This window comes from Streptomyces sp. NPDC054783 (assembly GCF_053611725.1).
This window is the reverse complement of sequence record NZ_JBSHAY010000002.1, coordinates 455897-476967: the sequence shown is the minus strand read 5'-3', so window position 1 is coordinate 476967 and position 21071 is coordinate 455897. Positions and strand designations below refer to the sequence as shown.

General features: G+C 70.6%; 22 protein-coding genes. 6 read left to right on the top strand and 16 right to left on the bottom strand.

Annotation, left to right across the window (positions count from 1 at the left end; genetic code table 11):
• Positions 1-8 precede the first annotated feature (8 nt).
• From ACWGJ5_RS06415 to ACWGJ5_RS06405, 3 genes are all read right to left on the bottom strand, one after another.
• Positions 9-1016: a methionine synthase gene (locus ACWGJ5_RS06415; RefSeq protein WP_453308635.1), complete on the bottom strand. Its 1008-nt coding sequence runs from the start codon at positions 1014-1016 to the stop codon at positions 9-11.
• Between the two features lie 150 nt (positions 1017-1166).
• The gene (locus ACWGJ5_RS06410; RefSeq protein WP_453308634.1) at positions 1167-1865 is read right to left on the bottom strand and encodes an SDR family oxidoreductase; all 699 of its coding nucleotides are present in this window, start codon (positions 1863-1865) and stop codon (positions 1167-1169) included.
• A 7-nt stretch (positions 1866-1872) separates the two neighbouring features.
• Positions 1873-2412, bottom strand: a complete 540-nt coding sequence (locus ACWGJ5_RS06405; RefSeq protein ID WP_453308633.1) for an LOG family protein — start codon at positions 2410-2412, stop codon at positions 1873-1875.
• A 76-nt stretch (positions 2413-2488) separates the two neighbouring features.
• Here ACWGJ5_RS06405 and ACWGJ5_RS06400 point away from each other — a divergent pair, with 76 nt between their 5' ends.
• Together ACWGJ5_RS06400 and ACWGJ5_RS06395 are read left to right on the top strand one after the other, a co-directional pair.
• On the top strand, positions 2489-2812 hold the full coding sequence (locus tag ACWGJ5_RS06400; RefSeq protein WP_453308632.1) for a DUF427 domain-containing protein: 324 nt from the start codon (positions 2489-2491) through the stop codon (positions 2810-2812).
• Between the two features lie 37 nt (positions 2813-2849).
• The gene (locus ACWGJ5_RS06395; RefSeq protein WP_453308631.1) at positions 2850-3641 is read left to right on the top strand and encodes an alpha/beta fold hydrolase; all 792 of its coding nucleotides are present in this window, start codon (positions 2850-2852) and stop codon (positions 3639-3641) included.
• A 67-nt stretch (positions 3642-3708) separates the two neighbouring features.
• Here the strand turns inward: ACWGJ5_RS06395 and mnmA are convergent, their stop codons facing one another.
• Positions 3709-4833, bottom strand: coding sequence for a tRNA 2-thiouridine(34) synthase MnmA (gene mnmA / locus ACWGJ5_RS06390; RefSeq protein WP_453308630.1), 1125 nt, complete (start codon positions 4831-4833; stop codon positions 3709-3711).
• Positions 4834-5271: 438 nt separating this feature from the next.
• On the opposite strand from mnmA, the gene ACWGJ5_RS06385 reads away from it, so the two are divergent.
• Entirely contained in the window at positions 5272-5925 is a 654-nt protein-coding gene (locus ACWGJ5_RS06385; protein WP_453308629.1) for an N-acetylmuramoyl-L-alanine amidase, read from the top strand.
• Positions 5926-6187: 262 nt separating this feature from the next.
• Here the strand turns inward: ACWGJ5_RS06385 and ACWGJ5_RS06380 are convergent, their stop codons facing one another.
• From ACWGJ5_RS06380 to ACWGJ5_RS06370, 3 genes are all read right to left on the bottom strand, one after another.
• On the bottom strand, positions 6188-7357 hold the full coding sequence (locus ACWGJ5_RS06380) for a cysteine desulfurase family protein (RefSeq protein ID WP_453308628.1): 1170 nt from the start codon (positions 7355-7357) through the stop codon (positions 6188-6190).
• Between the two features lie 266 nt (positions 7358-7623).
• Positions 7624-7902 carry a DUF4190 domain-containing protein gene (locus ACWGJ5_RS06375; RefSeq protein ID WP_453308627.1) on the bottom strand — a complete coding sequence of 93 codons (279 nt, stop codon included), beginning with the start codon at positions 7900-7902 and terminating at the stop codon, positions 7624-7626.
• A 32-nt stretch (positions 7903-7934) separates the two neighbouring features.
• Positions 7935-8102, bottom strand: a complete 168-nt coding sequence (locus tag ACWGJ5_RS06370; RefSeq protein WP_453308626.1) for a hypothetical protein — start codon at positions 8100-8102, stop codon at positions 7935-7937.
• Positions 8103-8247: 145 nt separating this feature from the next.
• Between ACWGJ5_RS06370 and ACWGJ5_RS06365 the strand changes: the two genes are divergently transcribed.
• On the top strand, positions 8248-8874 hold the full coding sequence (locus ACWGJ5_RS06365; RefSeq protein ID WP_453308625.1) for a TetR family transcriptional regulator: 627 nt from the start codon (positions 8248-8250) through the stop codon (positions 8872-8874).
• 37 nt (positions 8875-8911) lie between these two features.
• Here the strand turns inward: ACWGJ5_RS06365 and ACWGJ5_RS06360 are convergent, their stop codons facing one another.
• The gene (locus ACWGJ5_RS06360) at positions 8912-9274 is read right to left on the bottom strand and encodes a hypothetical protein (protein ID WP_453308624.1); all 363 of its coding nucleotides are present in this window, start codon (positions 9272-9274) and stop codon (positions 8912-8914) included.
• Positions 9275-9319: 45 nt separating this feature from the next.
• Positions 9320-10345 (bottom strand): helix-turn-helix transcriptional regulator, encoded by a 1026-nt coding sequence (locus tag ACWGJ5_RS06355; RefSeq protein WP_453308623.1) that lies wholly within the window; start codon positions 10343-10345, stop codon positions 9320-9322.
• Positions 10346-10497: 152 nt separating this feature from the next.
• On the opposite strand from ACWGJ5_RS06355, the gene ACWGJ5_RS06350 reads away from it, so the two are divergent.
• Positions 10498-11100: a TIGR03086 family metal-binding protein gene (locus tag ACWGJ5_RS06350; RefSeq protein ID WP_453308622.1), complete on the top strand. Its 603-nt coding sequence runs from the start codon at positions 10498-10500 to the stop codon at positions 11098-11100.
• A 100-nt stretch (positions 11101-11200) separates the two neighbouring features.
• On the opposite strand, the gene ACWGJ5_RS06345 is transcribed toward ACWGJ5_RS06350, so the two are convergent.
• The gene (locus tag ACWGJ5_RS06345) at positions 11201-12064 is read right to left on the bottom strand and encodes a thioesterase family protein (RefSeq protein ID WP_453308621.1); all 864 of its coding nucleotides are present in this window, start codon (positions 12062-12064) and stop codon (positions 11201-11203) included.
• Positions 12065-12236: 172 nt separating this feature from the next.
• On the opposite strand from ACWGJ5_RS06345, the gene ACWGJ5_RS06340 reads away from it, so the two are divergent.
• Entirely contained in the window at positions 12237-13568 is a 1332-nt protein-coding gene (locus ACWGJ5_RS06340) for an alpha/beta hydrolase (protein ID WP_453308620.1), read from the top strand.
• On the opposite strand, the gene ACWGJ5_RS06335 is transcribed toward ACWGJ5_RS06340, so the two are convergent.
• The 6 genes from ACWGJ5_RS06335 to ACWGJ5_RS06310 form a co-directional block, all read right to left on the bottom strand.
• Positions 13477-14136, bottom strand: a complete 660-nt coding sequence (locus tag ACWGJ5_RS06335; RefSeq protein WP_228625384.1) for a trimeric intracellular cation channel family protein — start codon at positions 14134-14136, stop codon at positions 13477-13479. The genes ACWGJ5_RS06340 and ACWGJ5_RS06335 overlap by 92 nt on opposite strands.
• 46 nt (positions 14137-14182) lie before the next feature.
• A complete protein-coding gene (locus ACWGJ5_RS06330) occupies positions 14183-15574 on the bottom strand; it encodes a M1 family metallopeptidase (RefSeq protein ID WP_453308619.1) in 1392 nt (463 codons plus the stop codon).
• A gap of 100 nt (positions 15575-15674) precedes the next feature.
• A complete protein-coding gene (locus ACWGJ5_RS06325) occupies positions 15675-17021 on the bottom strand; it encodes an ABC transporter ATP-binding protein (protein WP_453308618.1) in 1347 nt (448 codons plus the stop codon).
• Positions 17022-17044: 23 nt separating this feature from the next.
• Entirely contained in the window at positions 17045-18142 is a 1098-nt protein-coding gene (locus ACWGJ5_RS06320; RefSeq protein WP_453308617.1) for an ABC transporter ATP-binding protein, read from the bottom strand.
• On the bottom strand, positions 18139-19137 hold the full coding sequence (locus ACWGJ5_RS06315; protein WP_453308616.1) for an ABC transporter permease: 999 nt from the start codon (positions 19135-19137) through the stop codon (positions 18139-18141). Before ACWGJ5_RS06315 ends, ACWGJ5_RS06320 begins: the two co-directional genes overlap by 4 nt.
• A 111-nt stretch (positions 19138-19248) precedes the next feature.
• The gene (locus tag ACWGJ5_RS06310) at positions 19249-21036 is read right to left on the bottom strand and encodes an ABC transporter substrate-binding protein (protein ID WP_453308615.1); all 1788 of its coding nucleotides are present in this window, start codon (positions 21034-21036) and stop codon (positions 19249-19251) included.
• Between the last annotated feature and the right edge of the window lie 35 nt (positions 21037-21071).

Sequence of the window (21071 nt, the reverse complement as noted above, 5' to 3'; positions counted from 1 at the left end):
TCCTCCCGTTACTCTGGGTTGTCCGCGAGGGATCTCGCCGCCCGGACGCAGTGGTCGAGCGCCTGGCGTGCGTAGGCGGGGGAAGCGCCCGCCAGACCGCACGCCGGGGTGACCGTGACCGCCTCCGCGAGCAGCCCCGGAAGCAGCCCCAGCCTGCGCCACAACGTCCTGACACCCATGACGCTACCGGCAGGGTCTGACAATGGGCCGTCCGTGCCCGGCACGACACCGGCGAACAGCCGCGTACCGGCCTCGACGGCCTCGCCGATCGCGTCGTCATCACGTTCGGTGAGCAGCGAGAAGTCGAGGGAGACACCGGCCGCGCCGGTCCTCCGCAGCAGGGCGAAGGGCACGTCGGGGGCGCAGGAGTGGACGATCACGGGCCCGTCGGCGTGGGCCCCGATCACGTCTCGCAGGGTGGCCTCCACGATCTGCCGGTCCACGGCCCGGTGGGTGCGGTAGCCGCTGGCGCTGCGGACCTGTCCGCGCAGGACGGCGGTGAGGGAGGGCTCGTCGAGCTGGAGCACGATCCGCGCGCCCGGGATCCGGCGGCGGACCTCGGCCAGGTGCAGCCGCAGCCCCTCGGCGAGGGAGGCGGCGAGGTCGCGACAGGCGCCGGGGTCGGAGAGGGCGGCCTCGCCGTTCTTCAGCTCCAGCGCGGCGGCGAGCGTCCACGGCCCGACGGCCTGCACCTTCAGATCGCCCGCGTAGCCCTGGGTGAACTCCTCCAGGGCGTCCAGGTCCTCCCCCAGCCAGGACCGCGCCCGCCTGGTGTCCCGGCCCGGCCGGTCCCCGATGCGCCAGCCGCTGGGCTCCACGCGCGCGTACAGCTCGACCAGCATCCCGGCGGTACGGCCGATCATGTCGGCGCCGGGGCCGCGCGCGGGCAGCTCGGGCAGGAAGGGGAAGTCCTCGAAGCTGCCGGTGACGGTCTTGGCGGCTTCCCTGGCGTCGCCGCCGGGCATGGACCCGATTCCGGTGGCTCCCGGGAACCTGAACTCGCTGTTGTCACTCACCTCGGCAGGGTATGCCGAACACCCAGGGGCTCCGCCCCCCTGTCCCCCGGCTTGTGCTCACCCGCCATCCGACCCGGTCGGCCGCGAAGGCCTCGGTCCGGGACCACACCTTCGCCGGCCGGTCCCGGATCTCCGTAGCGCTTGTCGCGCTCAGCGACCCGGGCGCACCGTCAGGTCGTTGACCTCCGCGTCCCCGGGCAGGTCCAGGGCCATGAGGATCGTCGTGGCGACCGACTCGGGGTGGATCCACTTCGACGCGTCGTACTCCTTGCCCTCCTGCTGGTGGACCTTGGCCTGCATGGGGCCGGCCGTACGGCCGGGGTAGACCGAGGTGACCCGGACGCCGTTCGCGTGCTCCTCGTGGCGCAGGGAGTCGGCGAGGGCCTTCAGGCCGTGCTTGGAGGCGGCGTACGCGGACCAGCCGGCGTGGGCGCTCAGGCCGGCACCGGAGTTGACGAAGATCACATGGCCGCGGGCCGCACGTAGCTGGGGCAGGAAGTGCCGGGTCAGCTCGGCGGGGGCGATCAGGTTGACGTTGAGCTGGTGGCGCCAGGACTTGGGGGTCAGGTCGCCGACCTCGCCCAGGTCGACGACGCCCGCGATGTGCATCAGGGAGTCCACCCGGTCCGGGAGGGTCTGGTGGGAGAAGGCCCAGGAGAGCCGCTCCGGGTCGGCCAGGTCGCCGACCAGGGTCCGGGCGCCGGGGAACTCTGCCGCCAGTCCCTTCGCGCGGCCCGCGTCGCGCGCGTGCAGCCACAGTTCCTCCCCGCGCGCGTGCAGGCGGCGGGCGACGGCCGCGCCGATGCCGGAGCCGGCCCCGGTGATCACATGAGTAGCCATGCCCGCCATGCTCGCATCAGCGGTGGCCCAGCGACTCCTCCAGGTAGGCCAGGGCGCCGACCGGCTCCTCGGCGAAGAACACCAGCTCGGACAGCGGACGGGGCAGGAAGCCCTCGTCCTCCATGCGGCGGAACTGCTGCTTGAGGCCGTCGTAGAAGCCCGCGGTGTTCAGCAGGACGACCGGCTTGTCGGTGCGGCCGTGCTTCTTCAGCTCCAGGATCTCGGTGGCCTCGTCCAGCGTGCCGGTGCCGCCCACCATGATCACCACGGCGTCGGCCCTGTCCAGCAGCAGCTTCTTGCGTTCGGCGAGGTCGGCGGCGATGACCATCTCGTCGGCGCCGGGCCACGCCTTGTTGGCGAGGAACTCCACGGACACGCCCAGCAGCCTGCCGCCCGCCTCGTGCACCCCGTCCGCGACGACCTTCATCAGACCGACGTTGGAACCGCCCCACACCAGGGTGTGACCGCCCTTGCCGATGAGTTCCGCGAACTCGCGCGCGGGGCGCGTGTAACGCTCGTCGAGGTCGGCGGCGGACAGGAAGACGCAGATGTTCATGACCCCTACCGTACGGGCCCGCCGCACGGGCGCTACCAGGCGGGAAGAAGCGCGGGGCCGCCGGTGCTGTCCCTGTATGACCGAAGGACACACCATCACCATCGAGAAGAGCGAGCGGCACGTGCGCGTGGTGCACGGCGACCAGGTGCTCGCGGAGACCGACCGACCGCTGGCGCTGCGCGAGACGGGCTGTCCGGTGCGGTACTACATCCCCGCCGAGGACGTACGCCTCGATCTGCTGACCCCCTCCGACACGCACACCGTGTGCCCCTTCAAGGGCACGGCGTCCTACTGGTCGCTGCCGGACGCGCCGGACCTGGTATGGGCGTACCCGGACCCGAAACCGGGGGTGGCGGAGATCAAGGATCACTTCTGCTTCTACGACGCCGACGTGTCGTGAGCGATGAGTCCGTGCCGGTACGGCAGTCTGCACCGACATGGACAAGAAGACGACTTCGCGGGACGGAACCCCCCTCGCGTACCAGGTGACCGGTCAGGGGCCGACGGTGGTCCTGGTGAGCGGCGCGATGTCCACCGGTGGCACCCTGGCGCCCCTGGCGCAGCGGCTCGCGGGCCACTGCACGGCCGTCGTCTACGACCGGCGGGGCCGCGGCGAGAGCGGTGACACGCAGCCGTACGCGGTCGAGCGCGAGGTCGAGGACCTGGCGGCGCTGATCGACGCCGTGGGGGGCGAGGCGGCGCTGTTCGGGGTCTCCTCGGGCGGCGCGCTGGTGCTCGAGGCGGTGGCGAGCGGGCTGCCGGTCGGCCGGGCCGCCGTGTACGAGGTGCCGTACGCCGACTTCCTGCAGGGGGGTGCCGAGCGGGAGGCCACGTACAAGGAACAGCTGGACAAGGCACTCTCCGAGGGCCGGCGCGGGGACGCGGTGGAGCTGTTCCTGCGGCTGACGGGTCTGGCCGAGGTGATGATCCAGCGTGCCCGCCAGTCGCCGATGTGGGCCGGCATGGAGGCCGTCGCGCCGAGTCTCGCCTACGACGACACGGTCATGGGCGACGGTCTGCTCCCCCGCGACCGGCTCGCCGCGATCTCCGTGCCCGTGCTGGCGGTCGCGGGCGGCGCGAGCCCGGAGTGGATGCACAGGGCGGGCCAAGCCGTTGCGGAAGCGGTGCCCGAGGGCACGTACCGGCTGCTTCCGGGGCAGACCCACATGGTGGAGCCGGAGGTGCTGGGGCCGGTGCTCGCGGAGTTCGTGGCCGGCCAGGCAGGGTGAAACAGCCGGTCGGCCATCATCCGGACGTGCCCGCCACCATGCCTTCTGCAGCACCCCTCGGGGGTGCCTACACCGCAGCGGCCGTCGCGCGCGTGGTCGACGCGATCGTGGCCGAGCCGACCACGCGCGTGCCGTCGTACAGGACGATCGCCTGGCCGGGGGCGACGCCGCGGACCGGTTCGGTGAAGCGCACGCGCAGCTCGCCGTCGACCGGCTCCGCGGTGACCTCGGTCTCGCCGCCGTGGGCGCGCAACTGGGCGGTGTAGGTGCCGGGGCCGGTGGGGGCGCTGCCGCACCAGCGGGGCTTGATCGCGGTGAGGGCGGTGACGTCCAGGGCGGCGGCGGGGCCGACGGTGACCGTGTTGGTGACCGGCGAGATGTCGAGGACGTAGCGGGGCTTGCCGTCGGGGGCCGGCGTGCCGATCCTGAGGCCCTTGCGCTGGCCGATGGTGAAGCCGTACGCGCCCTCGTGCGTGCCCAGCCTGGTGCCGGACTCGTCGACGATGTCGCCCTCCGCCCTGCCCAGCCGCTGGGCCAGGAAGCCCTGGGTGTCGCCGTCGGCGATGAAACAGATGTCGTGCGAGTCGGGCTTCTTGGCGACGGCGAGACCGCGGCGCTCTGCCTCGGCACGGATCTCCTCCTTGGTGGTGACCGTGTCGCCGAGCGGGAACATGGCGTGGGCGAGCTGCTTCTCGTCCAGCACACCGAGGACGTACGACTGGTCCTTCGCCATGTCGGAGGCGCGGTGCAGTTCGCGGGAATCGTCCTCGTTCAGCACGACCTTCGCGTAGTGACCGGTGCAGACCGCGTCGAAGCCCAGCGCCAGCGCCTTGTCGAGCAGCGCGGCGAACTTGATCTTCTCGTTGCAGCGCAGGCAGGGGTTGGGGGTGCGGCCCGCCTCGTACTCGGCGACGAAGTCCTCGACCACGTCCTCGCGGAAGCGGTCGGCGAGGTCCCAGACGTAGAAGGGGATGCCGATGACGTCGGCCGCGCGGCGGGCGTCACGCGAGTCCTCGATGGTGCAACAGCCCCGCGCGCCGGTCCGGAACGACTGCGGGTTCGCGGAGAGCGCGAGGTGGACGCCGGTGACGTCATGGCCGGCTTCCGCGGCGCGCGCGGCGGCGACGGCGGAGTCGACTCCACCGGACATGGCGGCGAGGACGCGGAGGGGGCGCTGCGGGGTCTCAGTCATAACCCTTCCAGGGTACGGGGCCGCGGGAACCGGGACCGCCGGATATCCGTTGACGATCACAAGGGGCAGAACACAGCGGACGGGGCGGGCAGGGGGGCAGGGCGCGGACGGTGGAGCCGAGCATGGACGGGGCCGGGCGCGGGCGGGGCGGGGGCAGACGGGGGCGGACATGAACGAGAGCGGCGCGAACAGGGCCGGACGGGGCGGGCGTGGAGGATGCCGGGCACGGACGAGGGCGGACACGGACGAGGGCGGACACCGGCAAGGCCCCAGCCACGGGCAGGGCCGGGACGGATGAGGCCGGACGAGGGCGGGACGGGGCCGGGCGCGGACAAGGCCGGACGGGGCGGACGCGGACGGGGCCGGGCGTGGACGGGGGTCGGCACGGACAGGGGCGGGGGCGGGCGCGGACGAGGGGCGGGTGTGGGCGGGGCAGGCATGAGCGGGACGGATCGGGGGCTCAAGGGTGACGGGGATCGGCGGCTGGGGCGGCGGGCGCTGCTCGTCGGTGGTGCGGCGGCCGCCGTGGGTACGGCCGCGCTGGCCCGTGCGGAGCTGACGCATCTGTGGTGGCGGCTGCCCGGAGTGGAGAAGCCCCGGGTGGCGGGGGCCGTGGACTTCCGGGGCGCGCGCTGGGTGCCGGCCTCCCCGGCCAACTACCGGCGGGCGGACCGGCCGGACGACTACACGATCGACCGGGTCGTCATCCATGTCACGCAGGGCGGCTACGCGAGCGCGGTGAAGGCCTTCCAGGACCCGGCACACGGCGCGGCGGCGCACTACATCGTGCGCAGGGACGGCCGGATCACCCAGCTGATACGGGAGCTGGACGTGGCGTTCCACGCGGGCAACCGGGAGTACAACGAGCGCAGTGTCGGCATCGAGCACGAGGGCTTCGTGGCGGACGCCTCCTCCTTCACGGAGGTCATGTACGCGTCCTCGGCCCGGCTGACGGCGGCGATATGCGGGCGGTACGGCATCCCCGTGGACCGTGGGCACATCATCGGGCACGTGGAGGTGCCGGGGACGGACCACACCGATCCGGGGCCGCACTGGGACTGGGAGCAATACCTGAAAAAAATCAAGGCCTAGACCCTTTTTCGTCCGGTAGGTGTGGTTCTATCCTGTTTACAAGACCTACGAGACGAGTGAGGGAGCCCAAGCGGAGTAGCCGACTTCAGCGCGAGATATCTGTTCTCTTCAAGGAGAGGTACACCATCTCCGCTGGTGCCGACATCGACGCTCGGGCTGAGAGGCCGGAAGGTCGCAAGGATTGGACCGGAAGGCGACCCCCATAACCTGATCCGGACAATGCCGGCGAAGGGAACCCGCCTCGTAGGTCGCTTTCGTGTGCTCAGCTGAGCCCTGCCGCCCGGGCGCGCTCCACCACCGGGCCGATCGCCTTGGCGACCGCCTCGACATCCGCCTCCGTGGAGGTGTGGCCGAGGGAGAAGCGCAGGGTGCCGCGGGCCAGGTCCGGATCGGTGCCGGTGGCGAGCAGCACGTGGCTGGGCTGGGCGACGCCGGCGGTGCAGGCGGAGCCGGTGGAGCACTCGATGCCCTGGGCGTCCAGCAGAAGCAGCAGGGAGTCGCCCTCGCAGCCGGGGAAGGTGAAGTGCGCGTTGGCCGGCAGGCGGCCCTCGGATGCCGGGTCGCCGCCGAGGATCGCGTCCGGGACGGCGCTGCGGACCGCCGCGATCAGCTGGTCGCGCAGGGCGCCGATCTCCCGGGCGAACCACTCCCGCCGCTCGGCGGCGAGCCGGCCGGCTACGGCGAAGGACGCGATGGCGGGGACGTCGAGGGTGCCGGAGCGGACGTGCCGCTCCTGGCCGCCGCCGTGCAGGACGGGCACGGGGGTCTGGTCGCGGCCCAGCAGTAGCGCGCCGATGCCGTACGGGCCGCCGATCTTGTGGCCCGAGACGGTCATCGCGGCGAGGCCGGAGGCGGCGAAGTCGACCGGGAGCTGGCCGAAGGCCTGGACCGCGTCCGCGTGCATCGGGATGCCGAACTCGGCGGCCACCTCGGCGAGTTCACGGACCGGCAGGATCGTGCCGATCTCGTTGTTGGCCCACATCACGGTGACCAGGGCGACGTCGTCGGGGTCGCGGGCGATGGCCTCGCGCAGGGCGTCGGGGTGGACGCGGCCGTAGGAGTCGACGGGGAGGTACTCGACCGTGGCGCCCTCGCGCTCGCCGAGCCAGTGGACGGCGTCGAGGACGGCGTGGTGCTCGACGGGGCTGGCCAGGACGCGGGTGCGGGCCGGGTCGGCGGCGCGGCGGGACCAGTACAGGCCCTTCACCGCGAGGTTGTCGGCCTCGGTACCGCCGGCGGTGAAGACCACCTCGCTGGGGCGGGCGCCGAGGGCTTCGGCGAGGGTCTCGCGGGATTCCTCGACCGTGCGGCGTGCCTGCCGGCCGGATGCGTGGAGGGAGGAGGCGTTGCCCGTGATGCTCAACCGGGCGGTCAGGGCCTCTGCCGCCTCCGGGAGCATCGGGGTTGTCGCGGCGTGGTCGAGGTAAGCCATGGTGCGGCCGATTCTACGGCGCCGGGGCCCCGCGGTCGGCTCCGGCCATGGGGATGGCTGAGCCTGGGGTACGGCTTACCCGTGCGGGTCGGCCTGGCTTGCCGTACGCCTTGCCGGGTTGCGCCCGGACCTGGTGGCGTGGCGCCCGGCACTGCCGGCCGCGCCCACCCGTTCCGCCCCGGCGGAACGACTGCCCACGGCGGTGAGGTCCAAGCCGGTGCCCCGTCGTCCTCGGGGCCGGCACGGGCCGACGGCGCTGTCCCGGCTCACAGGCTCCACGACAGCGTGTGGGAGACCTCCATCGCGATCGCCAGGACGGCCAGGTCGGCGACGCCCAGGGCCAGGCCCAGCAGGGCTCGGCCGCGGCGGGCGGTGCCGCGCCAGAGGGAGACGGCGGCCAGGACGATGGCGATCGGGCCGAGGAAGATGTTGAGGACGAGCAGGCCGAGAAGGCCGAGGATGAAGGACGCGACGGCCATGCCGTCGGCGTCGCGTGCGGCCGGGCGGGTCTCGCCGGCGCTCGTGACCGGTGCGGTGAGTTGCATGGTGCTCAGCTCCTGGAAGTCGTGGCGGACGGTCAGTTGGCCGGCGTACGGCGCCGGCGGCCGAGGCGCTCGCGGATCGCGAAGATGCCGAGCCAGACGGCGATGACTGCGGCGACGGCGGCGGTGACGGTGAGCGGCACGTGAGCGACGGTGCCCAGCACGACACCGAGCAGCATGAGTGCGGCGACGAGGAACAACATGGGATCAGATCCCCCCTCCGGGATACCTCGTATCGGGCCGGTGTGAAGTTTCGGTGAACAGTTGTAGTAACAGTTGTTCACTGACTTCTATGCTAGCGCGCTTCCCGGCTTCCCAATTCCAGAGAACAGTTGTTAACTGGATGACATGAGTCACACCCTCGGCATCCGGCAGGCGCAGAAACAGAAGACCCGGCAGGCGTTCCTCGACGCCGCGCTCGCTCTGCTGGAGGAGCAGAGCCTGAGCAGCCTGGGTCTGCGCGAGGTCACCCGGGCCGTCGGCGTCGCACCGACCGCGTTCTACCGGCACTTCCGGTCGACCGCCGACCTCGGCGTGGCACTGGTCGACGAGGCGCTGGGCAGCCTTCATCCGATGGTGCGGACGACGGTGTCCACGGCGGGCGACAGCGAGGAGCGCATCACGCGCGCCATCGAGTTGATCGCCCGCCACGTGGACGCGTACCCCGCACATGTCCGGTTCATCGCCCGGGAACGGCACGGCGGGGTGCAGCCGGTACGGGAGGCCATCCGCGCCCAACTGGTCCGCTTCGCAGAGGAGGTGAAGGCCGAGCTGGCCAAGGACCCCGAGGCCGCGGACTGGAGCGACGACGACCTGCTGATGCTCGCGCACCTCTACGTCGACCAGATGCTCATCACCGCCTCGCTGTTCCTGGAGGCCCTGGAGGCGCCGCCGGAGGAACGGGAGCGCGTCACCCAGCTCGCCACCCGGCAGCTGCGGCTCATCTCCATCGGCCGCGGCCACTGGCTGGACTGAGCCGCCCCGAGGACAGCGGCGCAGACCCGTCCCTCACTCAGCCCTGCCGAGCCTGCCCGCCGCCCGGACCGCCGCAGCCGCCGGGACCGCCCTGGCCGCCGGCAGCGCCGGTCGGCATGCCCGAGGGCGCACCGCCGGGTGCGCCGGTGGGCTTCACGGACGACCCGCCCGACGGCGCGCCCGAAGGCGTGCCGGACGGCATCCGGCTCGGCATCCCGCTCGGCATCCCGCTCGGCCGGCGGCCGGCGCCGCCCGTGGGCACGCCGGACGGCGCCTGGCAGGCCTGCCGCCCACCGGAATTGCCACTGGACGGGGAGGAGTCGCCCGAGCCGCACGCGGTCAGCAGCAGCGGGGACAGCGCCAGCAGGGCGACGGCGGGGACGAGACGGGCACGCGTCATGAGAGTCAGCTCCGATGAGGATGAGGAAGTCCTGAGGAACCGCACTCAACCAACGCCGCCTTGGCGGGACTTGAGCCCGTCCTGTCCGTCGGCTGTCAATCGGGGTCGGGGCCCCTCCTGGTACAAGGCCGCGACAGAACGGGCCGCCGCCAGCAGTTCCGCGCGGGCCTCGGGCGGGTCCAGCAGCTCCACCTGGTCCGAGAACGCGAGGAGTTGGCGGACCGCACGCAGCGCCGGGTAGGTGAGCCGGGCGGTGACCCAGTCGCTCTCGCCGTCGACTTCGGGCGGTGCCGTCAGCTGGGCGGCAACCATCCGCTGGAACATGTCGAGCCGCTCGCGCCGTACCCGCACGGTGACCCCGATCCCGCCCGGCCGGTCCTCCACCTGGCGGCGCAACACCTCCCAGGCGTCGGCGAGTTCGACGCCTCGGCGGCGGCGCACCGGCTCGTCCAGCGGCCGGGCCGAGCGGATCCGGTCGGCCCGGAACAGTCGTGGCGCTCCCCGCCGGTCGGCGACCAGGTACCAGACCCCGGCCTTGGCGACCAGGCCGTACGGGTCCACGGTGTACGTCCGCGGCTCCCGGTCCCCGCTGTGCCGGTAGCGCAGCCGCAGGCGCCGGTCGGCGAAGACCGTCTCCTGCAGCACCTCCAGGTCGACGGCCTGCTGGGGGCCGCTCTTCCAGCGGGTGGCGTCCACCAGGATGCGGCGGCTGGTCACCTCGGCGGCGGGCCGGTGCGGCGCGGGCAGCGCGGCCATCACCTTGCGCAGGGCCGAGCCGAGGGCGGTGTCCAGGCCGAGCGCGGCGTGGGCGCCCTGGGCGGCCAGGATGAACAGGGCGCGGGACTCGTCGGCGGTCAGTCCGGTGACGTCGGTGCGGAAGCCGGCGAGGAGTTCGATGCCGCCGTGCCGGCCGCGCTCGGCGTACACCGGGACGCCGGAGGCCGACAGCGCCTCGATGTCCCGGTAGATGGTGCGGACCGACACCTCCAGCCGGTCGGCGAGTTCGTGCGCGGGGACGCGGCCCCGGGTCTGCAGGAGCAGCAGGATCGACAGCAGCCGGTCGGACTTCACGCGCCCAGAATCCCGCCCTCGGCGAGCTTCCCGCAAATGTTGACGGAGGATGTCAGGTTATCCCGCGATCCTCGTCGTACCGGCTCACGGAGACGGCCCACCGGCTCACGGAGACGGCCCTACCGATCCATGGGGAAACAGAGAGGCACATCATGACCACCACCACCGGTTTCACCGACCCGCGCCCCGTCTACACCCGCGCCACCGAGCAGGCGGCGGCCCTCGTCAAGACCGTGCGCCCCGAGCACCTCGGCGCCCCGACCCCCTGTTCCGAGTTCGACGTACGGGCCCTGCTGGGCCACATCGTCGGGGGCACCCGGCGGATCGCGGTGGTCGGCGAGGGCGGGGACGGAATGGCGGTGGAGCCGACCACCCACGGGGTAGCGGACGACGGCTGGGCGGCGGCCTACGACGAGGTGCGCGTCCGCGTCCTGAAGGCCTGGGCGAGCGACGAGCGGATGACGTCGTCGGTGCGGGTGCCGTGGGGCGAGGTACCCGGTCACGCGGCGCTCTCCGGCTATGTCATGGAGATCGTGACCCACACCTGGGACCTCGCCGAGGCGGTCGGTCACCCGCTCGAACTCGACCCGGAGCTCGCCGAGTTCGCCCTCGACACCGCGCGCAGGGTCCTGCCGGACTCCCGGCCGCGGGATGCCGAGACACCGTTCGACGGCCGTCGCGAGGCCCCCGAGGGCTCCGACGTCTACGGGGAGCTGGCGGCCTGGCTGGGCCGCACCCCGCTCGGCCGGGCCTGACGCACGCCGCCCGGCCGAGCCGGCACGCGACCAAAACGGCCACCCCCGCCGAAGGCCTCGCCCGGCCGGGTCCGGTCCGGCCGAACCTCGAAGACCTGGGTCAGCCCAGCCTGACCCGGGCCAGCTGGCGCGACTGCGCGACCAGGTGGTTGCCGGTGTCCCAGACCTCCGCGTCCTCCTCCAGGAAGCCGCCGGCCAGGTTGCGGGTGGTGATGGACACCCGCAGCGGGCCGGGGGCCGGGCGGCGGCGGACGTGGACGGTGAGTTCCACGGTGGGGACCCAGCCCTTCAGGCCGAGCTCGAAGGCCGTCGGCGGCAGGGCGTCCACCGCGAGCAACAGAGACAGCGGGTCGGCGTCGCGGCCGTCGGCCAGGCCGAACCAGGCCCGCATCTCACCTTTGCCGGAGGGCGCGCCGAGGGCCCAGCCGAGGGTCGCCGGGTCCAGCTTGAGCATCAGGCGGTCGGCGATCGCCGAGCCGCCCTCGACCGGGGCGGGGCCGTCTTCCGCGCCGAAGCACTCCTCCAGCGGCGGGATCGCGGGCGGCGTCGCGGTCGTACGGACGTCGTCGGGGAGGGCGGTGAGGTCGCCGTAGGAGGCGAGGACGCGGATGCGTTCCACCTCGTTGCCCTCGTCGTCGTACTGGAAGAGGGAGGCCTGGCCCGTGGAGAGGGTGCGGCCGGTGCGGACCATGTCCGTGCGGACGACCGCCGGGCCGGGGCGGGACGCGGTGAGGTAGTGCGCGGAGATGGTGAACGGGTCCCGGTGCGCAAGCGCGTCCGCGAGGGCCCGGCCCAGCACGGCCAGCAGATAGCCGCCGTTGACGGCGTTGAAGATGGTCCAGCCGGCCGAGAGGTCGATGTCGTAGACGCCGGGCTCGCGCCGGGTGACCGCGGTGTCGCGGTCGAACTCGCTGTCGCCGATCACGGCCCGCGACGGGGAGGGTGCGGAAGCTGCTTCTGGCATGGATGAACGGTACAACAGGAAACTACTAAGCGGTAGCTTTCCGGCATCGGGGGCCTGTTCCGTGCGGCGTCCGCCGAGCGGGATCCGCCTCCCGGGTGAGGTTCCGGCAATTTCTAAGTAAGTGTCCAGACACGTCCACAACCTCAGGCCCCTGTTTCCCCTCTATGGGGACATGAGCCTCACCGGGACTCCGTTCCTCTACACGACCATCGTGCTGGCCGTGGTCGCACTGATACTGCCACTCGTCCTGTGGTCACGGGTGCGCGGGCCCAAGCCCCTGCGTACCTCGGCCAGGCTGCTGATGCTGCTGTTCGCCCAGGGCACCGCCGTCACGCTGATCTTCGTCCTGGTCAACAACCAGAACAACCTGTACGACAACTGGGCCGACCTGCTCGGCACCGGCAACCACGTCCAGCAGGCCCAGGACCTGGGCCGCGACGGTACCGGCGGCATAGCGGTGAAACGGTTGCCCAAGGTCAAGCAGACCTTCACGGCGGCCGAGGGGCCCGGTATGCACGCGGCCGGCGGGGTGCGGGTCACCCAGCTCAAGGGCCGGGTCTCCGGGGTGAACGCCGAGGTCTACGTCTGGCTGCCGCCGCAGTACAACGACCCGGCCTACCGCAACAAGAAGTTCCCGGTGGTCGAGGTGCTGCCGGGCTATCCCGGGTCGGCGAAGGCGTGGTTCGGCTCCATGAAGGCGCACGAGCAGTTGCTGCCGCTGATGAAGAGCGGCCAGGTGGCGCCCTTCATCCTGGTCGCCCCGCGCACCAACCTGCTGGCCGGCGTCGACACCGGCTGCGCGAACATCCCCGGTCAGGTCAACGCGGACACGTGGCTCAGTATCGACGTGCCGAAGATGGTCATGGACAACTTCCGGGCCGAGCCGGCGCCGCAGGGCTGGGCCGTGGCCGGGTACTCGGCTGGCGCGCACTGCGCGGTCAAGCTGGCCGTGGCCCACCCGGACCGTTACCGGGCCGCCGTGAGCCTGTCCGGCTACAACGACCCGATCGGCGAGCGCAACTCCCTCGCCTCGCAGAACCCCACCGTGCGCAACGAGAACAACCCCTACCTGCTGCTGAAGAAGGCCGCGGTGCCGCCCCCGATCGCGCTGTACATCTCCGGCGAGTCCGGCGACGGCTATCAGGCGGGCGTGGCGCTCGAGGCCATCGCCAAGGCACCCACGACCGTGCATGTGGTGTTCCTCCCGCGCAGTGCGGGCGGTCACAACATGGCGCTGTGGCGGCCCCAGGTCGCCACGGTGTTCCGCTGGCTCACCCTCGAGATGGGCCAGAACCACGCCCGGGGCCATGACCGGTCTCTTACCGGAACCACTGGTTCTCTTACCGGGGCCGCCGGCGCCACCGGGACCGCCGCCGGCAGCACGGGAACCACCGGAGCCGGAACCACCGGGACTAGTCCTCAGTCACCGTTGACCGGCGGTTCCACGCACGCGGAGCTCGCCAGTGGAACCGCATCGCGAGCAGGCGCAGCACAAAGGCGGTGACGACCGCGAGCCCACTGGTGAGGGGGCTCAGGACGTCGTAGTGGATGCACAGCACCACCATCGTGGCGCCGACGATCGCTGGGACCGCGTACAGATCGCGGTCCCAGCGCAGCAGTGAGGGCACCTCGTTGGCCAGCACGTCCCGCAGTACGCCGCCGCCGACCGCGGTGGCGAGGCCCAGGGTCGCCGACGCGGTCAGGTTGAGGCCGTAGCTGTACGCCTTCGTCGTACCGCTGACGCAGAACAGACCGAGGCCGGCCGCGTCGAAGACCAGCACCGCCGCCTGGATGCGTTCCACGTGCGGGTGCAGGAAGAAGACCACGAGCGCGGCGAGCAGCGGGGTCAGGAAGTACCCGAGGTCGGTGAAGGCGGCCGGGGGTACGGCCCCGATGACCACGTCGCGGAACAGTCCCCCGCCCAGCGCGGTGACCTCGGCGAGCACGGCGATGCCGAAGATGTCGAAGTTCTTCCGGACGGCCAGCAGCGCGCCGGAGATCGCGAACACGAAGATGCCGATGACATCGAGCGTGTGCTGGACGGAGGGACTGAAGATTTGCTGGAGCTGCACCCCTACATTCTCACCTGCCGAAGGGGGTGAACCTTACAAAGCCAGGTCAGAGGGCGGGTTTCCCTGTGGTGAACAGCCAGGTCCGGAAGAGATCGTCCAACTGCTGCCCGCTGACGCGCTCGGCGAGGCGGACGAAGTCGGCGGTGTCCGCGTTGCCGTACCGGTGGAGCCTGGTCCAGGCGGGCAGCAGCCGGAAGAAGGCCCGGTCGCCGATCCGCTCCCGGAGCATCTGGAGCGTCATCGCGCCGCGCTGGTAGACGGCTGAGGCGAACATCGTGTCGCGCTGCGGGTCGGCGACCTCGGTCTGCCAGAACGACGAGTCGGCGGGGCGGGCGTCGTAGGCGGCACGGAAGGAGTCGTGCGCCGACCTGGTCCCCTGGTGCTCCGCCCACAGCCACTGGGCGTAGGTGGCGAAGCCCTCGTTGAGCCAGATGTCCTTCCACTGGGCCACGCTCACCGAGTCGCCGAACCACTGGTGGGCCAGTTCGTGCACGATGGTCGTCTCGTTGCGCACGGCCGAGTAGGCGGGCTTGCTCTGCACCTCCAGCGAGAACCCGGCCTCGGGCATGTCGTCCACGATCGCGCCGGTCTCCTCGAACGGGTACGGCCCGAAGACCTTCGACCAGTAGTCGGTGGCGGCGGCGGTGACGGCGTACACGTCGACGTTGTTGCTGTTCTTCAGCACCGGGTCGATCGCGACGTAGACCGGGATGCCGCCGGGGGTGCGCCCGGTGCGGACGTCGAACTTCCCGATGGTGGCGGTCGCGAGGTAGGTCGCCATCGGCCTCGACTCGCGCCAGTGGGTGTAGGTCGAGCCGCCCTTGTCGTACGTCGACACCAGCCGGCCGTTGGAGACGCCGGTCAGGCCCTTCGGCGCCTTGATCCGGATGTCGTAGGTGGCCTTGTCGGCGGGGTGGTCGCTGGACGGGAACCAGGTGGAGGCGGCGTTGGGTTCGCAGGCCACGAAGACCCCGTCGGCCGTCTTCATCCAGCCGTACTTGGAGCCGAACACGATGGGGCCGCCGAGGGGCTGGGGTGTGCCGCCGTAGGTGACGGACACCCGGAAGGTGCGGCCCCGGGCGAGGCTGTGGCGCGGGGTGATGACGAGTTCGTCCCCGGTGCGCGTGAACTCGGCGCGTCTGCCGTCGACTTCGACGCGGCTGACGTCCAGCTGCTGCAGATCCAGGTCGAAGGAGGAGAGGTTCTGGGTGGCGCGCGCGGTGAGGGTCGTCCGGCCGTCCAGGCGGCCGGCGTCGGGGGCGTAGGCGACGTCGAGGTCGTAGTGGAGGGCGTCGAAGCCGCCGTTGCCGAGGTTCGGGAAGTAGGGGTCCTCGATGCCGGGGGCGCCGGCGGTGGGGGCGGGCGCGGCGGCGATGACGAGGAAGGAGACCGCCGCGGTCGCGAGAGTCCCCAGGCGTGCCGAACGGGAGAGTGCCATCAGTCGTCCCTTTCGAGCGTGTGCCGATCAGTGGTCGGACACGAACGACTGTGCGCTCTCCCGTTCAGGCATGTACATGACTTTGCCCAGTTGTCATGTGCTACTTGTCGGTTGACTCCTGGGACTCGGTCTCGGAGGCCTCGGTGGAGGCTTCAGAGGTCTCCTCGGTGGTCTCCGCGGAGGGCTCCTCGGCAGACTCCGCCGCGGTCCCGGCCTCCTCGGCAGACGCTTCGGCGGCCTCCTCGGCAGTCGGCTCGGCCGCCTCCTCGGCCAGCTCCGCCGCCACCGCCGCCGACGTCTCCGCCGACTCGGCGAGGACCTCGTCGGCGACCAGTTCGGCCGCCTCCTTCGCGGCGGTCAGCAGAACCGTGTCCTGCGGGGCCTGGTCCTCGAAGTTCTCCGGGTGGTGGCAGGCGACCCGCTGACCGGGCTTCAGCTCCAGCAGCTGCGGCTCGGTGGACCGGCAGATCTCCGTGGCCTTCCAGCACCGGGTGTGGAAGCGGCAGCCCGAGGGCGGCGAGATCGGCGAGGGCACGTCGCCCTTGAGCAGGATGCGCTCGCTCTTGGCGTTCTTCCGCTTCGGGTCCGGGATCGGCACCGCCGACATCAGCGCCTTGGTGTACGGGTGCATCGGCGCCCTGTACAGCGAGTCCCGGTCCGCCAGCTCCACGATCTTGCCGAGGTACATCACGGCGATGCGGTCCGAGACGTGCCGGACGACCGAGAGGTCGTGCGCGATGATCACGTACGTCAGGCCGAGCTCCTCCTGGAGGTCGTCCATGAGGTTCACGACCTGCGCCTGGATCGACACGTCCAGCGCGGAGACCGGCTCGTCCGCGACGACCAGCTTCGGCTTCAGGGCGAGCGCGCGGGCGATGCCGATGCGCTGGCGCTGACCGCCGGAGAACTCGTGCGGATAGCGGTTGTAGTGCTCGGGGTTGAGACCGACCACCGACAGCAGCCGCTGCACTTCCTTCTTGATGCCGCCCTCCGGCTCGACGCCCTGGAGCCGGAAGGGGGCCCCGACGATCGTGCCGATGGTGTGGCGCGGGTTCAGCGACGAGTACGGGTCCTGGAAGATCATCTGCACGTCGCGGCGCATGGGACGCATACCGCCCACGCCGAGGTGCGTGATGTCCTTGCCCTCGAACTCGATGGTGCCGGCGGTCGGTTCGAGCAGCCGGGTGATCAGTCGGCCCATCGTCGACTTGCCGCAGCCGGACTCGCCCACGACACCGAGGGTTTCACCGGAGCGGACCTCGAAGTCGAGCCCGTCGACCGCGCGGACCGCGCCGACCTGCCGCTGGAAGAGGCCCTTCTTGATGGGGAAGTGCTTCTGCAGCCCCGTCACCTTCAGCAGGACCTCGCCGGGAGCGGCGTCCGTGTTGAGCGTGGCCGTACCGGCGGACTTCTCTTCCGTACCGTCGCTCTGTGCAGGGATCCTCACTGCCTTGTCCTCTGCGTTCTCACTCACAGCTTCGGCGCAATCTCTTCGGTCCAGATCCGTTCCCGCTGCTCCTGGGACATGTGGCAGGCGGCCCAGTGCTTGCTTCCGACCTCGGTCAGCTCCGGGCGGACCGTGCGGGTCAGGTTGTCCTTCGGGATGTCCGCGTACGGGCAGCGCGGGTTGAAGGCGCAGCCGGACGGGATGTTGATCAGCGAGGGCGGCGATCCCTTGACCGGGATCAGGCGCTCCTGCTGGTCGCGGTCCAGGCGCGGCATCGAGCCGAGCAGACCCCAGGTGTAGGGGTGGCGGGGCTCGTAGAACACCTTCTCGGCCGGGCCGCGCTCGACGCAGCGGCCGCCGTACATCACCAGGATGTCGTCGGCCAGTTCGGCGACGACGCCCAGGTCGTGGGTGATGATGATGACCGCGGAGCCGAACTCCTTCTGCAGGTCCCGGATGAGGTCGAGGATCTGCGCCTGGACCGTCACGTCGAGCGCGGTGGTCGGCTCGTCCGCGATCAGCAGCTCGGGGTTGTTCACCAGCGACATGGCGATCATGGCGCGCTGGCGCATACCGCCGGAGAACTCGTGCGGGTAGCTGTCGACCCGCTTGTCCGGCTGCGGGATGCCCACACGGTCGAGCATCTCGACCGCACGGCGCTTGGCGGTCTTCTTGTCGACGTCGTGATGGGTCCGGTAGGCCTCCACGATCTGCGCACCGATCGTGTAGTACGGGTGCAGCGCCGACAGCGGGTCCTGGAAGATCATCGCCATCTCGCGACCACGCATCTTGCGCACGTGGTCGGGGTCGGCGGACAGCAGCTCGGTGCCGTTCAGCCAGATCTCGCCGGAGATCTGCGCCTTGCGCTTGCCGTACTGACCGGCGGTGTGCAGGCCCATGATGCCGAGCGAGGTCACGGACTTGCCGGAGCCCGACTCGCCCACGATGCCGAGGGTCTTGCCCTTCTCCAGCTGGAAGCTGAGCCCGTCGACGGACTTCACCAGGCCGTCGTCGGTCGGGAAGTGCACCTTCAGGTCGCGCACTTCCAGGAAGGACGTCGGCGTGGGCGAGGAGTCCGTGGGCTCGCCCACGGCCGCCCCGGTCTTGCTGAGTTCGGTCATGCGAGCCTCACTCGGGGGTCGATCACGGCGTACAGGACGTCCACCGCGAGGTTGGCGATGAGCACCGCGAGGGAGGTGATCAGGGTGACGCCCAGGATGATGGGCAGGTCCTGGTTCTTGATGGCGGTCAGCACGGCCTGGCCGAGGCCCGGAATGCTGAACGTGGTCTCGGTGAGGATCGCGCCGCCGATGAGGGCGCCGAGGTCCATGCCGAGCATGGTCAGGATCGGGGTCATCGTCGAGCGCATGGCGTGCTTGCCGATGACGACCTGCTCCTTCAGGCCCTTGGCGCGGGCGGTGCGGATGTAGTCCTCGCCGAGGATCTCCAGCATCGTGGCTCTGGTGATCCGGGCGTACATCGCGGCATAGAGGAAGGCGAGGGTGATCCAGGGCAGGATCATGCTTCCGAAGTAGCCGGTGAAGCTGTCGCTGAGCGAGACGTAGTTGCCGTTGAACCACTTCAGTCCGAAGACGAAGATCGCCGAGGCGAGCAGACCCGTGAAGTAGATCGGCAGAGAGACACCGCTGAGGGCGACGACCATCGCGCCGCGGTCCCAGAGGCTGCCCCGCTTGAGGGCGGAGAGCACACCCGCCGCGACACCGAAGACCAGCCACAGCACAGCGGCACCGAGCGCGAGACCCAGGGTCACCGGGAAGCGGTCGGTCAGCACCGGCCAGACGGCCTGCTCGCTGCGGAAGGAGTAGCCGAAGCACGGCGCGGCGCAGTGGGTGACGTCACCGCCGGCCGCGTAGGTGCGGCCCACGAAGATGCCCTTGAAGAAGTGCCAGACCTGAGCGTAGATCGGGTCGCTCAGACCCAGCTTCTCGCGCACCGCCTCGACGGCGTGCGGGTCTGCCTGCTTGCCCACGAAGCTCGTGGCGATGTCCACGCCCGCCCACTTGGGGACGAGGAAGAAGATGCTGAAGACCACCAGGATGATGACGACCAGCATCACTGCGGCGGCGAACAGCCGCCTGATGAGGTAAGCGAGCACAGCTAACGGCCCGCCGCGGACCGCGGGCCCTTCGGAGGTCGTCCGAGGGGCCCGCGGCTCGCCGCGCCGGCCTTCACCTGCCTTTCGTGCCGTACGGCGGGTGTGCCGGGTTTACTTCGTGGACTTCAGGCCGAGGTTGACGAAGTCGTAGTAACCGCTGTACGCGTTCGTCGTGTACACGTTGGCCAGACGCGAGGAGCGGATGTTGAGCAGCTTCTCGAAGGTGAAGGGCAGGTAGTACGCGCCCTCCATGACCTTGTGGTTGATCTCCGTGGAGAGCTGAGTCTTCTTCGACTCGTCCAGCGTGGTGGTGTACTGGTCGAAGAGACCGTCGATCGTCTTGTCCTTGATCAGAGCGTAGTTGTTGTTACCGCTCTGCAGGATGTAGTGGCTGCTCCACAGCGGGATGCCGTAGCCCTGGACGGTCGGGAAGTCCGGACCCCAGCCCATGATGATGATGCCGAGCTTCTTCTTCGCCACGTTCGAGGGCGAGCCGATGATGCCCGGGCTCTGCGAGCCGTCGTACTGGTAGATGTCGGCGTTGATGCCGACCTTCTTCAGCGCGGCCTGCAGGGACTCGGCGGTGGCCACTTCCTGCGACTTGTTGTTGCGCACCGCGATGGTGGTGGAGAAGCCGTTCGGCTTGCCGCAGGCCTTCAGCTCCTGCTTGGCCAGGTTGTCGTTGCCGTTCTTGTTGGCACCGGAGATCTGGTACGGGTCGTACTTCTGGCCCTCTCCACCGGCGAGGGTCGGCGGGAGCATGTTGGTGCCGATGTCACCACCGGCGATGGGGCCACCGCGAGCGGTCTGCAGGGACACGTGGTCGGCGGCGTAGATCACGGCCTTGCGGCAGTGCTCGTTGTCGAACGGCTTGACGCTCTGCGGGAAGACCGCGTAGCGGATGAAGCCGGAGACCGGGTTGTCCAGGTTGTCCTTGTGCTGCTTCAGGGCGATCTGACGGCCCTGCGGGCCCAGGCCGGTCTGGGAGGCGTCCACGTCGTAGTCGCCGTTGATCAGCTGCTGGTCCGAGTTCACCTGGTTGGTGGAGATGTCCAGGGTGATCTTGTCCGGGTAGGCCTTGCGGACCGGGTCCGAGGAGGCCTTCCAGTTGGAGTTGCGGACCAGGACCAGGCCCTTGCCCGGGCTGTACGACTGGAACTTGTACGGGCCCGAGGAGAACGGGTGCAGACCGTACTTGGACTTGGTGTCCATGTCCTGGCGGACCGGGGAGGCCGTGACCATCGCCAGCACCTGCAGGAAGTCCGAGTTGGGCTGCGGCAGGTGGAAGACGACCGTCTTGGCGTCCGGCGTCGAGATCGCCTTCAGGCCCAGGTGGTCCTTCGAGGTGTCCTTGTAGGGACCCTTGTAGGTGTTCTTCGGGTCGAGCATCTGCTGGAGGTAGATCGGACCGCCGGACAGGACGTCCTGCGCCCAGACGCGCTCGATGCCGTACTTGATGTCCTGGGAGGTGATCGGCTTGCCGTCCTCCCAGGTAGCGCCGTCACGCAGCGTGAACGTGTAGGTCTTGCCGCCGTCCGAGACCTTGCCCATGTCGGTGGCGAGGTCCGGGGTGAGCGTGGCGCCCTCGGCACCCGGTGCCGTCTTGTAGGTGACCAGCTGGCGGCTGTAGTAGCGGGAGAAGTCCCACATGAAGCCGTAGTAACCGCGCGTGGTGTCCCACGAGTCGGCGTCCTGCGTGCTCACGAACTTCAGCGTGCCGCCCTTTTTGACCTGGTCGGCCTGGGCGACCTTGTTGACGGCCGCGTTGAAGCCGGCCGCGCCGTTCTTCGAGCCTCCGCCATTGCCACCGCCGCACGCCGCCGTGGTCAGCAGACCGGCGACCACTGCGGCAGCGGCGAGGGCCTGCTTGCGCCGCCCTGAGGTGCGTTGGGTGTTCACGATCTCGGATCCTCCGGTTTTGATGAGAGACCCCG